Below are 15304 nucleotides of genomic sequence, written 5' to 3' on the forward strand. Positions count from 1 at the left end.
ACCTCGGCGCCGTCGAGGCGGCCAACCTCGAATTCCCGCGCAGGGCAACCACGCCCACGCCCACGAGGCTCGGCTAGAGACTCGGCAGCGCGCTCTGCTGCACCCAGCGGGCCACAAACCCGCCGATCGCCCGGCTGCCGGTGTGTTCGGAGAAGAACTCCACGAAGTCCTCGGTGGAGACCTGACCGTGCCGCCGGGCCGCGGTGTAGGCGCGCAGGGCGGCAAAGAAGGCCTCGTCACCGAGCGATTTGCGAATCGCGTGGAGGGCGAGCGCGCCGCGTTTGTAGACCCGGTCGTCGAACATGGCGTGCGGGCCGGGATCGCCGACGACGATGTCGTGCGGCAGGGCCGCCACCTTGCCGCGGTGCAGTACGGCAAGGGAATCGGCGGTGCGACCGCCGCGCTGTTCCTCCCAGAGCCATTCGGCGTAGCAGGCGAAACCCTCCTGCAGCCAGATGTCCTGCCAGCGGGCCACGGTGAGGCTGTTGCCGTACCACTGGTGTGCCAGCTCGTGGGCGATCAGGCGGTCGCTGCCGTGCTCCCCGTCGACATGGTTGCTGCCGAACACGGCCAGGCCGTGCGCCTCGAGGGGGATCTCCAGCTCGTCGTCGGTCACCACGACCGAGTATGACGCGAACGGGTACGGGCCGAACCGGTCGGCGAAGAACGCGATCATCTCGGTGAGGCGAGCGAAGTCGGTGCCGACCCGGGTCGCAAGCTGGGCCGGAAAGAACAGACTGTGCGCGACCGGAGCTGCGGCGAGGTCGCGGCGACGGTAGCGGCCGATCAGCACCGTGGCGAGGTAGGTCGCCATCGGCTCGCGCACGTCGAAGGTCCAGCTGGTACGGCCCGACCGGCTCGACCTGGCCGACAACACCCCGTTCGACACCACGGTGTAGCCGGATTCGCAGGCGATCTCGATGCGATAGGTGGCTTTGTTACTCGGATGATCGTTGCAGGGAAACCAGGATGCGGCCCCGCACGGCTGCCCGGAGACCAGCACGCCGTCGTCGAGTTCTTCCCAGCCGACGTCGCCCCAGGCGCTGCGAACCGGATGCGGCGCCCCGCGATAGCGCACCGTCACCTCGAACACCGCCCCGGCCTCAACCCGAGTGGCAACGCTGATCACGAGTTTGCGGGCGCTGTGCGTCACTTTGGTCGGCCGCTCGCCGTTGACCGTGACCTTCTCCATGCTCAGCCCGGCGAAGTCAAGGCTGAACCGGTCGAGGGGTATGAGGGCGCGCGCGGTGATGATCGCGGTCGCGTTCAGCCGGTTGGTAGCCACCCGGTAGGACAAGTTCAAATCGTAGTGTTCGGCAACGTAACCGCCGTTGCCGCCGGTGGGAATATAGGGGTCGCCAGCGCTGGCCGAGCCGTAGGTCGTCTGCACAGGGGCCATCGGTCCACTATTCCACGTTCACCGTTGCCACGGCGGCTGATGCCACGGCGTGATCGGGTTGCCAGACCAGAGCGACCCGGTGGGTACCCGTTCGCCGCGCATCACGAGCGAGCCGGGCCCCACGGTCGCCCCAGCTGAAATCGACGCGGCCGGGAGAATGACGCCGTTCGGCCCGAGCGTCGATCCGTCGGCGAGTTCCACCGCGTCAAGCTGCATGATGCGATCGTGAAAGAGGTGGGTCTGCACGACACAGCCGCGGTTGACGGTGCTGCCGTCGCCCAGCCGCACCAGGTCTGCCTCGGGCAACCAGTACGTCTCACACCAGACGCCGCGCCCCACCGAAGCCCCCAGCGTACGCAGCCACACGGCGAGCGCTGGCGTGCCGGAGGCCTTCTCGGCAAACCACGGGCGGGCGACCATCTCGACGAAACTGTCCGACACCTCGTTGCGCCAGATGAACGATGACCAGAGCGGATGCTCCGACGCGTCGATCCGCCCTACCAGCATCCACTTGACCACCGTTGTCACCCCGGCTGCCACGGCGCCGGCGGCGAGCATGACCACGCCGGACAGCGCGATCGCCGCGCCGAGGCCGAGCTGCAGCCAGAGCAGGTCGAGCAGGGTGAGCGCGAGCAACGCGATCCAGGCGCTGGTAAAGCCGGCCACGATGCGCAGGAGTTCCCACAGCGATCGGGCTACTTTCAGGCGCACGGGAGGGTGGAAGGTGCGGGAGTCGTCGGCATCCGTTTGCTTGCGACGCAGTCGCGAGGGCGGGTTGCCGAGCCAGCTCGACCCACGCTTGGCCTTGCGCGGGGTCGAGGAGAGTACCGCGACGAGTCCGTTGCGCGGTACCGTGCGGCCGGGACCGGCCATGCCGCTGTTGCCGAGAAAAGCCCGGCGGCCAACCTTGGCCGGGCCGATGTGCATCCAGCCGCCGCCGAGTTCGTAACAGGCCACCATGGTGTCGTCGGCGAGAAACGCGGCGGGCGCGATGGTCGTGAGCGACGGCAGCAGCAGCACGGTCGATGCCTCGACGTCCGCTCCTACTTTGGCGCCGAGCAGGCGCAGCCAGGTGGGGGTGAGCAGGCTCGCATAGACCGGAAACAGCACGGTGCGGGCGCCATCGAGGATGCGTTCGGTCATCCAGACCTGCCAGCCGATGCGGCTGCGCACCGGGTAGTAGCCCTCGCGCAGGCCCACGCCGAGGACGCGCACGAAGCCGATCACGAGCAGCGCGTAGACGAGACCGCCCGCGATGACGGCGACCGGCATGATCAGGGCGGCGCGCAACACGGCCACGGCGAGACTGTCCGCGTGACCGACGACGGCACCCACGATGAGCGCGCCGAGTACGAGGGCGACCGTGGGGATCGCGATCATCGCGACCGACCCGGCCGCGAAGGCGCCGAGCCAGCGACTGGCCCGCGGCGGTCGTTCGGCCGGCCACGGGCGGCGAGCCGAGCCCACCCGACGCGCCGGGGAACCGGCCCAGCGCTCCCCCGCCGGCACCCGCGACGAGACGGCGGCGCCCGGGTCGATCTCGGAGCCGTTACCTACGTGGGCGCCACCGAGCAGGGTACTGCGGGAGCCGATGCGAGCATCTGCGCCGACGTGCAGGTGGCCGATGCGCAGCACGTCACCGTCGATCCAATGCCCGGCCAGGTCGACTTCGGGTTCGATCGAAGCCTGGGCACCGATGGTCATCAGTCCGGTCACCGGCGGCAGCGAGTGCAGATCGACGTCGGGGCCGATCTCTGCGCCAAGTGCTCTGGCATAGTAGCTGATCCAGGGCGCGCCGGCCAGGCTTGCGGCGTCGACGAGCAGCGCGATCTGCTCGGCCAGCCAGAGCCGCAGGTGCACCGACCCGCCCCGCGGGTAGTTGCCCGGCATGACGTCGTGCAGCAGCAGCCGTGCGGCAATCACGGCGATGAGCATCTTGCCAGGCGGGGTGACGAACAGCGCAAACCCGAGGGCCACCCACCACCACGACAGCGTCGGGGCAAAGCTGGCACCGTTCACGCTCAGCAGGTTGTTGGCAATGGCCAGATAGACCAGCCAGCGCGCGCCACTCAACACGTGCAGCGGAATGCCGAGCACCGTCTGGGCTAGCTGGCTGCGGGCCGGCGTCGGCAAAACGTTCCGCAGCACCGGGGGTGTGACGGGGGTGCGGGCATCGAGTTCGTCGGCGAGCGAGCCGATGCGCGGGTGGTCGTAGAGGTCGGCGACGGTGGTTTCAGGATGGCGGGCGCGTACGGCCGACACGAACTGGGCGGCCGAGAGTGAGCCGCCGCCCTGGGCGAAGAAGTCGTCGTCGGGCCCGGTCACCGGCACCCCCAAAATGGATGCCCACGCCTCGGCCAGCCACGCCGCCGTCGGTGACAGCGCGGCCGCGTCGTCGTCCGAGGCCGGGAGCGGCCACGGCAGCGCCGCCCGGTCAACCTTGCCCGAGGTGCGGGTGGGCAGCGCGTCGACCACGGCGAGAAGTGGCACGAGCGCGGCGGGCAGTTCCTCGCGCAGCCGGGTTAGAGCGGCCTTCCGGTCGAGCGGAGCGTTCGCGCTGGTGAGCGCGATATACCCGACGAGGACGTGATTGCCGGCCGGGGTGATCTGCACCACGGCGGCGCCGCCGGCCACCCCGTCCAGGGCGTTGAGGGCGGCATCCACTTCGCCGAGTTCAATGCGTCGGCCGCCGAGTTTCACCTGGTCGTCGGCGCGCCCAGCGAACACCAGGCCGGCGCGGTCGAAGCGCACGAGGTCGCCGCTACGGTAGGCGCGCGCCCAGCCGAGCTGAGGGTGCGGCGCATATTTCTCGGCGTCTTTGGCCGCGTCGAGGTAGCGGGCCAGGCCGACGCCGCCGATAATGAGCTCGCCGATCTCACCCTCTAAAACCCGCTCGCCGCGCGCGTCGACGACGGCGAGGTCCCAGCCGTCGAGCGGCAGGCCGATACGCATCTCGCCAACGCCGTCGACGAGGGCGCCGCAGGCGACGACGGTGGCCTCAGTCGGGCCGTACGTGTTCCAGACTTCGCGGCCGCGGGTGGCAATGCGAGCGACCAGTTCGGGCGGGCAGGCTTCGCCGCCGAAGATGAGCAAGCGCACGGCTTCGAGCGATTCTTCCGGCCATAGGGCGGCGAGGGTCGGCACGGTCGACACCACGGTGATGCCGTGCGTGATCAGCCAGGGGCCAAGGTCGGCGCCGCTGCGCACGAGGGAGCGCGGGGCCGGCACGAGGCAGGCGCCGTTTCGCCAGGCCAGCCACATCTCTTCGCAGCTCGCGTCAAAGGCCACCGAGAGTCCGGCGAGCACCCGGTCTGCGGGGCCGATCGGTTCAGATCGCAGGAACAAGCCGGCCTCGGCATCGACGAAGGCGGCCGCCGAGCGATGGGTGACGGCGACGCCCTTGGGCACGCCGGTCGAGCCGGAGGTGAAGATGACCCAGGCATCATCGTCGGGCGAGGGAATATTCGCGGTCGGAAACACCAGCGCGGGATCCTCCTGCGGTTCGACGCGGCGAGCGCGCAGGGACTGCAGGTCGAGGCCGTCACGCGGCGCGAACACACTGCTCTCGCCGATGATGCCGACCACGTGTGCCTCGGCGAAGACCAGCCGGGCGCGTTCTTCGGGGTCGTCGGCATCGACCGGAACGTAGGCGGCACCCACGAACAGAGTCGCCAGAATGGACACGTACAGGTCACGGGTGCCCGAGGGGATGCGAATGCCCACGGTGTCGCCGCGTCGCACGCCGGCCAGGCTCAGCGCGTTGGCTTGGGCCTGCACCCGCCGCAGCAGGCCGCGGTAGCTGATCGTGCCGGCCGCGTCTTCCAGCGCTAAAGCATCCGGATGCTGCGCTGCGGTTACCGCAAGAATGTCGGCCAGGGTGCGGGCCGGCTTGGCCCGGTGGCCTGCCGCGAGCACCGACTGGGAGTGCCCGCTGGCGCCCGCTGGGCTGTGCTGGTGCTCGCTCACACGCCTCCTCGTTCAGGTCGTGGCAGTACGGCACGCCGCGAAAGTATCAGTCTAGAACTCGCGGGTAACGGACGGGTGAACTGTGCGGCGCTCTCCGCTCAGCCCGGGAATAGTATTTGCGTGAGGAGTTTTCATGAAACGAGTTTTCGCATCCGCTGCCCTGCTGGCATTGCTGTGCGTTGGACTCTGGGCTGGCCAGCCGGAGGCGGCGTTCGCCATGACTCCGCCGCGACCCGCTCACGTCGTGATCGTTGTGCTCGAGAACCACTCGTACAGCCAGGTCGCCAATGAGCCCTATCTCACGAGCCTGCGGGCCAAGTCGGCGGTGATGACGAATACGCACGGGGTCACGCATCCATCGCAGCCGAATTATCTGGCACTCCCCAGTCTGTCGCACGGCGTACGCCCATGTTCGCGGCCGTTCGGGTTGTCTTCCCGGGGCATTGAGTGTCTTCTCCCGGCTCAATTCCCGTTGGCGGGCGAGGATAATAAGCGTTGATCCCGTCGGGGGACGAACGGAGCGCTGAACCATGAAGCATGTATCGAACTCCACGTGGGAGCGCCTGAAAGAAGAGTCGGCCGTTCATCTCTACGACGAGCTGCATCACGTTGCGCAGGACGCCAGCGCTGCCGTTGCCGATCCGGAGACTTCACCGATCACGGTGCAACGCCCCGTGGATTCCTGACCCCGAGATCGGTGCCCGGCCGGCCCCTGCGGTCCTTGATCTCCTGCTCGATTTCGGCACGATATTCCAAACGGATGCCCGACCCAAGCGCACCGCAGAAACGGCCAACCGTACAGCACGTCTCAGCCGCTACGCGGCGTTGACGCGACGACTTCAACTTTGAAACCGGCTTCATTTTCGAGATACGCGGCGTAGTGGTCGGGGCCTCCCGCGTAGGGGTACCGATCGCCGTACAGCGCATTCCATCCGTGGGCTGATGCCTGACCAACGATGCGGTCAATATCAGCTGTGCTCCCTCCATGAAGGCCAATGTGATTCAGTCCAGGAAGTCGCCGGTCATGCTCCCGGCCAGAGATGGCAGGCGGTCGCGTGACCACGATGTACACCTCGCCGCATCGCCAGGAGATGCCCATGCTCCATTCCTGGTCGACGGACCAACCAAGAGCTACCAGCAGCCAGCCCCACGAATGTCGGGCGCTGTCCAAGTCAACGACCCAAATCTCGATGTGATGCACGCCAGCTGCCATGCAACCATCGTTCCATGAACGCCAGGGCACCTCTCCCAGCAGCAACAGCGGGAGCGATATTTACCATGTGTGCGCTCATGTGGGCATCACGGCAAAGCACCACCTAACGGGGGGTCCCGTGATCACGCGGTTCTTGCCGTGTTCCCGTGGTGCCCCTGGAGGGATTCGAACTCCAATAACCGTCCGCGCGGTGTCATCGATGGCGTCAAGAGCCGCGTGGATTCAACGTTTTTGAGTCACAATGAGGCATCCAGATTCACTCAAAGTTTTTTCAAGTGTGGGCAAATCGTGGGCACGCTTGCGAAGCGTCACGCGTTACCTTGCCAGCGTCGCAGCCGTTACGCGGCACCGGTGTATCCTCCAGCGAAGTACCCTCGACGGAAACGTTCAGCGGGATCAGTCGACGGCTCTAAACCGTTCGAGCCCCACACGTGTGTTGTCATCCACAACAACAAAGCTGGGTCCATCAGAAAGCCCCTCAGTTCATCACCCTCACGCGTCCCCACAGGGCGCTGCGGTCGATACTAATGGTTATGTCAACAAGCAATGTATTCGGTGCAGAATTCGCCGAAGAAAGTGTTCTGACACGGCTGCTGCTTAGCGTCAAGAAGGGTGCGCTGAGGCGCTCCGGCTCCATCTGAGCGTCGCAGTGTCGACATGTTGGTACCGCGCTCCGAAGCTGAGCGAATCGGCAAGTTGGCATCGAGGCCATGAATAAAATCTAAGTCGAGAAGACTGAAGCAAATGAGGCGACCGCTGACTCGAAATGATCGAACATGACATGTCGTCGCGGTGTCTCTATGTTCATGACTTCATAAGCGGAACCACGTTTCTCGATGTAACCCAGCACCTTCTCGGGCGACCTTTCGTGGCAGCGTCGATCAACCACACGCCATTCATGATCGGATAGGCTGCGGATCTCGAGATCTCCCGTTGCGCACGGTATATGACCCTGATGCGACATTGAATCTCCTCATGATGAGCGGTCCAAACCGGCGGTACCTCGACCAGCTCGGATGCCGCTTGCATCACCACCCAACATACCCCCGCCCATGACAGCATGCCGTTGCCGGCAAATGCACCGCCCAATTGTCGTTATCGGGGCAGTGCTGCGCAAAGACTTCCCGCAGACGGTGTTGCCGACGGTCCGCGCCTATTTTGGCCAAGATCTTGAAATGTTCGGGCTCACACTCGATGGAACTTTTGGCGTTGCGGACTTGCTGAACGCAGCATCTCGTAACCCTGCGGTTCGGTGCCTTGGCTTAAACGAAAGGATTCTTCTGCGCGGTCGCCACGAGCTTGCGTCCAATTCCGGCGAACGTACCGTTCTCACTGCACTCACCACAGCCGGGGACGGAAGCGTAGCCTGGCTCAGTGGTGTTGGAGCACAACGAATACACCCGAATCCCCGACGGCGTCGATCTTTATGCATACGTTTGATGAGCACACCTCAAGCTATCTCGGCCCAACAGGACACGACTGAAATGAGCACCATGAACATGCACATCGGCCTCATCGGCCTCGGAAAAATGGGCGCCAGCATGCGCACCCGCCTCCGCGAAAACGGCGTGGAGGTCACCGGTTACGACCGCAACGCCGACGTCACCGACGTCGCGACCCTGCAAGACCTCGTCGATGCCCTCCCATCGCCCAAGGCCGTCTGGGTGATGGTTCCTTCCGGCGCCATCACGAAGGCCGTCATTACTGAGGTCGGCGAGCTCTTGGGCACCGGTGATTTGGTCATTGACGGCGGTAATTCCCGTTTCAGCGACGACTTCGTGCACGCGGCCCTCCTCGCTGAAAAGGGAATCGACTACATCGACGCCGGTGTCTCCGGCGGAGTCTGAGGCCAGGAGAACGGCTTTGCGCTTATGGTCGGTGGTAGCCAGGCATCCGTTGACCGGCTCATGCCGGTATTCGACGCCCTGCGTCCGGCCGGACCGCGCGAGGAAAGCTTCGTACACGCCGGCGAGGTCGGTGCCGGTCACTACGCCAAAATGGTGCATAACGGCATCGAATACGCCCTCATGCAGGCCTACGCCGAGGGATACGAGCTACTCGCCAAGCGCGAGGACATCGTCAAGAATGTTCCCGGAACGTTCAAGGCCTGGCAGCGCGGCGCTGTTGTTCGGTCCTGGCTGCTCGAGCTCCTCGTTCAGGCGCTCGAGGAGGATCCGGCCCTGACCAGTATCGAAGGATACGTCGATGATTCCGGCGAGGGCCGCTGGACCATTGAAGAAGCATTGGCGAATGCCGTGCCCGTTCCCGCCATCAGCGCGTCAATCTTCGCCCGGTTCGAATCTCGCCAGGAAGATTCCCCGGCGATGAAAGCCGTCGCCGCACTGCGCAACCAGTTCGGCGGTCACGCGGTCAAGTCCGCCGAGTAGCCGCCGAACACAGGCAGCGGCAGAACCGAGGCTGGTCCAAGGGGCTGGCCTCGGGGCGTTTGGGCAGAATGTGATCGTCCGAGGAGTGGTGCCGAGCGCGGCGCAGGACCCACGGCATCAGATAGGTGCGGGCCCACGCGACATCGCTCGTTCGTGCGCTCCGCCAGGACGGTATTGGCAACGGTTCGATCTGGGATGGCTGCAATGAGTTCTCGACGCGGAGAGTGCTCAGAACGCTGCGTGCAATCGTGAGGTGACCCAATGGGTTGAAGTGCAGCCGATCCGGAGCCCACATGCCCGCGTCCACGGGTGGTTCAGGCCTGCGTTGGTCATATGTCTCATGTCTATTACCACTAACTCTACTCTTACGTTAGAGTAGAGATGTACGATTATTCCCGTACGAAACGAGGTGGCATTCATGCTTATTGGTGAGTTTGCCGAACGGACTGGACTTTCCCAGCGCACCGTGCGGCACTACGACGAGATCCACATTTTGCAGGCGTCAGGGCGCAGCGATTCCGGCTATAGGCTCTATGCCCCGGCCGACCTCGACCGGGCACGCATCATCCGCAGCCTCCGAGCGTTGTCGCTCACCCATCCGGAAATCAAGAATGCTCTGGCGACACTGGATCTGGTCGACTCCGACCCAGACGGGAGAGTGTCAACAATCCGGCGTGATCTCGCCATCCTGATCAGCGATATCGAAGCGCGTGAACGTGCTCTTTGCGAACAGGTTCGCGTAGCCAGCGGGTTCGTCGACCTGCTGCGGAGTCTGTGACTCAACCACGCCCACTTCGTGATCACGCTCAGACAGGAACACCGTGACGCATCAAACCACCCCCACCGTCTCTAACCTCGACATCCTCGCCCAAGCCCACAAACGGCGCACCTTTGCCGTTATTTCTCACCCGGATGCCGGCAAGTCCACGCTGACCGAAGCACTCCTGCTGCACGCGCACGCGATTGATCGGGCGGGTGCGGTACACGGTAAAGCAGGCCGGCGAGGCACCGTATCTGACTGGATGGCCATGGAGCAGGCCCGTGGCATTTCCGTGACATCCGCCGCTATCCAGTTTGAGTATCGCGACACCGTGATCAATCTCGTTGACACCCCCGGTCACGCCGATTTCTCGGAAGACACCTTCCGGGTCCTCTCCGCTGTTGATGCCGCTGTGATGCTCGTCGATGCCAGCAAGGGCCTCGAACCGCAAACCATGAAGTTGTTTGAGGTGTGCCGACAACACGGCCTGCCTGTGATCACGGTCATCAATAAATGGGATCGCCCGGGAAAGTCCGCGTTGGATCTCATGGACGAGATCCAGGATCGCACCGGACTTGTGCCCACACCGCTCACCTGGCCGGTCGGGCTCGCCGGCGAGTTTCATGGAGTTCTGGATCGACAATCCCCCGGATTTGTGCGTTTCACCCGAACTCCAGGAGGCGCGACCGCTGCCATTGAAGCTCGTACCACGGCGACGGCCGCTGCCGCGGAACTCGGCCAGGATTGGACTAATGCTGCCGAAGAATCAGCACTGCTCCATGCCGAAGGGCACGACCACGACGAGGCACTTTTTCTTCGCGCGACGACCACGCCGGTGCTTTTTTGCGCTGCCGTCCTCAATTTTGGTGTTCACCAGCTGCTGGACGCTCTCGTGGAATTCGCTCCGCCCGCTCTGGCCCGGGCAGATATCACCGGTCGACAACGGCCCGTCAACGGTGACTTCTCCGGCTTTGTCTTCAAGGTTCAGTCCGGCATGAACGCCTCGCACCGTGACCACGTCGCATTCGTGCGGGTGTGTTCGGGCATGTTCCACCGCGGGATGGTTGTGACGCAGGCATCGACCGGCCGTCCGTTTGCCACGAAGTATGCGCAACAGATGTTCGGACGGGAACGCACCATGGCGGAGCAGGCCTGGCCCGGCGACGTCGTCGGGTTGATCAACGCAGCCTCTCTTCGGGTGGGCGATTCACTTTATGATTCCGAACCCGTTGAATACCCGCCGCTGCCGGTGTTCGCCCCCGAGTATTTTCGTGCCGTACGCCCCGCCGACACCAGCAAGCACAAGCAATTCCGTCGCGGAATCGATCAGCTCGACCATGAGGGGGTCATTCAAGTCATGCGGTCTGACCTGCGGGGCGACCAGGCACCGGTACTCGGGGCGGTGGGTCCGATGCAGTTCGACGTCGTTGAGGAACGCATGACGCATGATTTTGGTGCTGATATCCGCATGGAGGCGTTGCCCTACCAAGTCGCGCGCCGCACCGATCGAGCAAGCGCGGGCAGACTGGGGTCGCTGCGCCAGGTGGAAGTGCTCACTCGATCCGACAACACGCTCTTGGCCCTGTTCAGCACCCCATGGCGGTTTCAGGCTGTCGCTCGGGAGTTCCCGGATATCGTGCTGGAGAACCTCAGCCCGTCCGTCGAGATGGAGTCCGTCGAGGGCGCAGCCCGCGGCGATAAACGTCGCTGAAGGTGAGTCACCGGCGAGAACAGCAGCGGCCCGGCACACGTAATGTGCCGGGCCGTTGCTGTGCTGGCTATCGTCTAGGCGTCAACGACGACCGCCGTGATCACCGGGTTGCGCCGATACTTGCGTTGCATCCATCGGGTCACGCTCTCGGAGAAGATGCGCTCGAGGGCTGCTCCGTCGAGAGCGTTGCTCCGGGTTGCTGCGACCATGGCCTCGTCGATGACCTGCGCGGCATTGGCTGCCCAGTCGGCATCGTGATTGAAGCCGCGGGAGATGAAATCCACAGGTTCGGCCAGGCGTCCCGTCTCGGTGTTGAGAATTCCCAGAACGGTAATGGCACCGTCTTCCGCGAGGAGTCGACGGTCTTCCATCGCTTCTGCTGCGTCTCCTCCGACGGTCACCCCGTCGACCAGGACGTAGTCGGCTGGCACTCGGCCCACGACGGTGGCGCGTCCATCGACCAGGTCGACCACGATGCCATCTTCGACGACGAGAACGCGGTCTTTAATGATTCCGGTGCGCACGGCCAGGTCCGCATTGGCGGTGAGGTGGCGCCATTCACCGTGCACGGGCATCACGTTGGTGGGGCGCATCACGTTGTAGCAGTAGACGAGTTCGCCCGCGCTGGCGTGCCCGGACACGTGTACTTTGGCGTTGGCTTTGTGCACGACGTTGGCGCCCCAGCGGGTCAGTCGGTTGATGACCCGGTAGATGGAGTTTTCATTTCCGGGAATGACCGAACTGGCCAAGAGAACGGTGTCGCCCTTTCCGATGCGGATGGTGTGTTCACGGTTCGCCATACGGGCAAGTGCCGCCATCGGCTCTCCCTGTGAACCGGTGCAGATAAGAACGACCTTGTCGTCTTTCATCCGCTCCAGGGCCTTGACATCGACGAGCAGTCCCTTCGGGACGTGCAGATACCCCAATTCAGCGGCTATACCCATGTTGCGCACCATGGATCGGCCGACGAAGGCCACCTTGCGGTTGTGGCGCACAGCCGCATCGATCACTTGTTGGATGCGATGGACGTGGCTGGCGAAGCTGGAGACAATGATCCGTCGTGGCGCGGTGCGAAACACGGTGTCGATGGCGGGGCCGATGTCGGCTTCGGGTGTGGTGAATCCGGGCACAACGGCGTTGGTCGAGTCGATCAGCAGCAGGTCGATGCCTTCATCGCCAAGCCGGGCGAAACCGGGCAGGTCGGTGAGCCGGTTGTCGAGGGGGAACTGATCCATTTTGAAGTCGCCGGTGTGCACGACCAGCCCGGCTTCTGTGCGGATGCCGATGGCAAGGCCATCGGGGATGGAATGGTTCACGGCCAAGAATTCGAGGTCGAAGGGACCAACAGAGCGACGTTCGCCTTCCTTGACTTCAACAACCGGGGGATGCAGGCGGTGTTCCTGAAATTTTGCTCCGACGAAGGCGAGGGTCAGCTTGGAGGCGATGACGGGAATATCGCCGCGTTCCTTGAGCAGGTAGGGCACGGCGCCGATGTGGTCCTCGTGGCCGTGGGTGAGGACGATGGCTTCGATGTCGTCGAGCCGGTCACGCAAGATCGAGAAATCGGGCAGGATCACGTTGATGCCGGGCTGAATGTCTTTCGGGAACAGCAGCCCGCAGTCGATGACGAGCAGTTTGCCTTTGTGCTCAAACACGGTCATATTACGGCCGATTTCGCCGAGACCGCCGAGCGGGATGATGCGCAGGCCGCGCGCAGGAAGTGCGGGCGGTGCGGTAAGGGACAGTGGATGGGTGCTCATGGAGCTCTTTTCTTGGGGCGCGGGCGTCAGCCCACGGAATGGTCAGATTCGTACGGGTCGGGCAGGAAATCGGCCACGTCACTGGCAATGAAATCCGAGGCCGGCATGGTGAGCCGGTCGAGGAATTCAAAGGCGAGTTGTCGGATTGCCGGAGCGGCGATATCGGTTTCGGCGCTGATGTCGGTGGAGAACCACCGTGTCAACGCTCGTTTGGGGTCGTTGCTGGCGACAGCATCGATGAAGTCGCCGAAGAATGTTGACTCGTCGCGATCGGGACCGGTCTTGGAGGTGTTGAATTCCGCGTGGGCGCGCGTGACCGCGACGTAGTACCGCGCGACGGTGTAAATGAAGAGGAATGCGTGTCCCTGCGACGATCCTTCGCGGGACTTGTCGTCCATTGTTGTGAGTTCAAATTTCCACTCCTCATGTTCCGCGTGGCGGGCCAGCAGGAGGGTGATCTTGGTCAGCATGAAATCCTGAATTAGGTGCTGGTCGGTACGAGCGAGGGGATGAATGAACATGGAGTGCTCCTCTCGGGAACCTAGAACGGGGAAAGTTGGGACCGCGATCGGGTGACGGACCGCTAAGCAGTTTTCTGTCAACCACTTACAGCAACTCTACCGTAACGTAAGGGAAGAGTAGGAATTGACGGCGCTCTCCTATCCACCATCGATCACCTTCCTCTCACGTGAGAGTAGAGTGTAGGTGGGCTTGCGTGTCGCTCACCATTCGAAAGCTGTTCGAAAGCTGTTCGAACCTTCCAGATGCGCTCTTTTCCCACGTCGCAGCTAACGCACTGCTGGCGCGCCGTCTGCCCCATTCTTGTGAAAGCTTCCGTGTCTTCTACACCGCACTCCCCCCACTCCCCCGCGCCGTCCGACCGCGAGGCAGCGCCACGCCCACGCCCACGAATCTCGTGGTCTTGGCTGTCCCTCATCGGTGCCGCCGGGCTGATCTCGGTCATGACGGCCCCCGGCCAGACTGCCGGTCTCTCCGTCTTCACAGATCCCCTGATTGCCGACCTGGGACTGTCGCGAACGGATGTCTCGCTCAGTTATCTCATTGGCACGCTCGTTGGCGCGACCGTGCAGCCGTTCATTGGGCGGGCGTTGGATCGATGGGGAGCACGGTCCGTCACGGTCGTGATTGGCGTGGGCTTCGCCGTCATCCTTCTGGCCTTCAGCTTCGTTGGCGAGATCATCGGACTCACCGCCGGCTTCACCGGTGTTCGGATGGCCGGCCAGGGCGCGCTTACCCTGGCCGCGACCACCGCGGTTGCCCGGGCCATCCACCATCGGCGCGGGCTGGCCCTCGGCATTGCGAGTGCCATCGGCTCGGCCGGCATCTCACTCGCACCGATCTTTGTGGAGCGGCTGATCGCATCCGTGGGTATTTATGATGCGTGGCGGTGGGAAGCGGTGCTTGTGGCCGTGGTGGTCATTCCGCTGGCGTTGATCTTTCCCAAGCGCGCCCCCGCCGTCGATCCGGAATCGACCCCCTCCACGGCTCAACTCACCATTCAGAAAGAATCGTGGACACTGCCGGAGGCCATCCGATCGGGCATGTTCTGGGTCATCGCCGCGAGCCTGGCAACCTCGGGCATGCTGACAACGGCGCTGGCGTTTCACCAAATTGCCATTTTAGGCGCCCAAGGCCTGACTCCGTTAGAAGCGGCGGCGAACTTCCTGCCGCAGACCGTGACCGGGATCCTGGCCACCCTGCTCACGGGAAGCCTCGTCGACCGGGTTAGTCCCAAGGTTTTCATCGTTTTTTCCATGGTGACGCTGGCCGCGTCTCTCGTTCTGCTGCCGTGGGTGAGCAGCGGAGTGGCGGCCATCGTCTATGGCCTCGTTCTGGGTGCGGCCGGAGGGAGCCTGCGCGGTATGGAAGCCGCCTCATACGTGCGCTATTACGGCTTGGCACACATTGGCAATATCCGAGGAGTAGCTACGGCAATCGGCCTCGCGTCGACGGCTTTCGGTCCGGTCGCGCTCTCGCTCGGGTTCGACCTGACCGGCAGCTTCACCACACCGGCACTGGCACTGGCGCTTATTCCCGTCATCGTCGTCGGTATCACTCTCTTCGTGCGACCACCGCAGCGTGCCTAG

At 64.0% G+C, this 15304-nt stretch carries 9 protein-coding genes and 1 pseudogene; 5 read left to right on the top strand and 5 right to left on the bottom strand.

What is annotated here, in order from left to right:
• Nucleotides 1-73: 73 nt before the first annotated feature.
• Both CXY77_RS15050 and CXY77_RS15055 read right to left on the bottom strand, forming a co-directional pair.
• Nucleotides 74-1399, bottom strand: coding sequence for a M1 family metallopeptidase (locus CXY77_RS15050; RefSeq protein WP_092341563.1), 1326 nt, complete (start codon nucleotides 1397-1399; stop codon nucleotides 74-76).
• Nucleotides 1400-1417: 18 nt separating this feature from the next.
• Nucleotides 1418-5365 (bottom strand): Pls/PosA family non-ribosomal peptide synthetase, encoded by a 3948-nt coding sequence (locus CXY77_RS15055; protein WP_104130393.1) that lies wholly within the window; start codon nucleotides 5363-5365, stop codon nucleotides 1418-1420.
• Between the two features lie 530 nt (nucleotides 5366-5895).
• Here CXY77_RS15055 and CXY77_RS20205 point away from each other — a divergent pair.
• Nucleotides 5896-6051 (top strand): hypothetical protein, encoded by a 156-nt coding sequence (locus CXY77_RS20205; protein ID WP_158252850.1) that lies wholly within the window; start codon nucleotides 5896-5898, stop codon nucleotides 6049-6051.
• Between the two features lie 122 nt (nucleotides 6052-6173).
• Here CXY77_RS20205 and CXY77_RS15065 read toward each other — a convergent pair whose 3' ends face one another.
• Entirely contained in the window at nucleotides 6174-6578 is a 405-nt protein-coding gene (locus tag CXY77_RS15065; protein WP_104130395.1) for a VOC family protein, read from the bottom strand.
• 1439 nt (nucleotides 6579-8017) lie between these two features.
• On the opposite strand from CXY77_RS15065, the pseudogene gnd reads away from it, so the two are divergent.
• The 3 genes and pseudogenes from gnd to CXY77_RS15080 all read left to right on the top strand — a co-directional run bounded on the left by gnd (nucleotide 8018) and on the right by CXY77_RS15080 (nucleotide 11436).
• Nucleotides 8018-8965: pseudogene (gnd, locus tag CXY77_RS15070) on the top strand (phosphogluconate dehydrogenase (NAD(+)-dependent, decarboxylating)).
• Between the two features lie 418 nt (nucleotides 8966-9383).
• Complete coding sequence (locus CXY77_RS15075) at nucleotides 9384-9743, top strand: MerR family transcriptional regulator (protein ID WP_092341559.1); 360 nt, start codon at nucleotides 9384-9386, stop codon at nucleotides 9741-9743.
• A 43-nt stretch (nucleotides 9744-9786) separates the two neighbouring features.
• Nucleotides 9787-11436 (top strand): peptide chain release factor 3, encoded by a 1650-nt coding sequence (locus tag CXY77_RS15080; protein WP_092341558.1) that lies wholly within the window; start codon nucleotides 9787-9789, stop codon nucleotides 11434-11436.
• Between the two features lie 74 nt (nucleotides 11437-11510).
• On the opposite strand, the gene CXY77_RS15085 is transcribed toward CXY77_RS15080, so the two are convergent.
• Nucleotides 11511-13196 (bottom strand): ribonuclease J, encoded by a 1686-nt coding sequence (locus CXY77_RS15085; RefSeq protein WP_104130396.1) that lies wholly within the window; start codon nucleotides 13194-13196, stop codon nucleotides 11511-11513.
• A gap of 26 nt (nucleotides 13197-13222) precedes the next feature.
• Nucleotides 13223-13717, bottom strand: a complete 495-nt coding sequence (locus CXY77_RS15090) for a hypothetical protein (RefSeq protein WP_104130397.1) — start codon at nucleotides 13715-13717, stop codon at nucleotides 13223-13225.
• Nucleotides 13718-14032: 315 nt separating this feature from the next.
• On the opposite strand from CXY77_RS15090, the gene CXY77_RS15095 reads away from it, so the two are divergent.
• Entirely contained in the window at nucleotides 14033-15304 is a 1272-nt protein-coding gene (locus CXY77_RS15095) for an MFS transporter (protein ID WP_233197444.1), read from the top strand.

This window comes from Cryobacterium sp. N21 (assembly GCF_002929575.1).
In the GTDB taxonomy this organism is placed as follows: domain Bacteria; phylum Actinomycetota; class Actinomycetes; order Actinomycetales; family Microbacteriaceae; genus Cryobacterium; species Cryobacterium flavum.

Bases quoted from the DNA above. Each gene is read 5' to 3' on its own strand.
- CXY77_RS15050 (WP_092341563.1), bottom strand. From the start codon at position 1,399: ATGGCCCCTGTGCAGACGACCTACGGCTCGGCCAGCGCTGGCGACCCC.
- CXY77_RS20205 (WP_158252850.1), top strand. From the start codon at position 5,896: ATGAAGCATGTATCGAACTCCACGTGGGAGCGCCTGAAAGAAGAGTCG.
- CXY77_RS15065 (WP_104130395.1), bottom strand. From the start codon at position 6,578: ATGGCAGCTGGCGTGCATCACATCGAGATTTGGGTCGTTGACTTGGAC.
- CXY77_RS15075 (WP_092341559.1), top strand. From the start codon at position 9,384: ATGCTTATTGGTGAGTTTGCCGAACGGACTGGACTTTCCCAGCGCACC.
- CXY77_RS15085 (WP_104130396.1), bottom strand. From the start codon at position 13,196: ATGAGCACCCATCCACTGTCCCTTACCGCACCGCCCGCACTTCCTGCG.
- CXY77_RS15090 (WP_104130397.1), bottom strand. From the start codon at position 13,717: ATGTTCATTCATCCCCTCGCTCGTACCGACCAGCACCTAATTCAGGAT.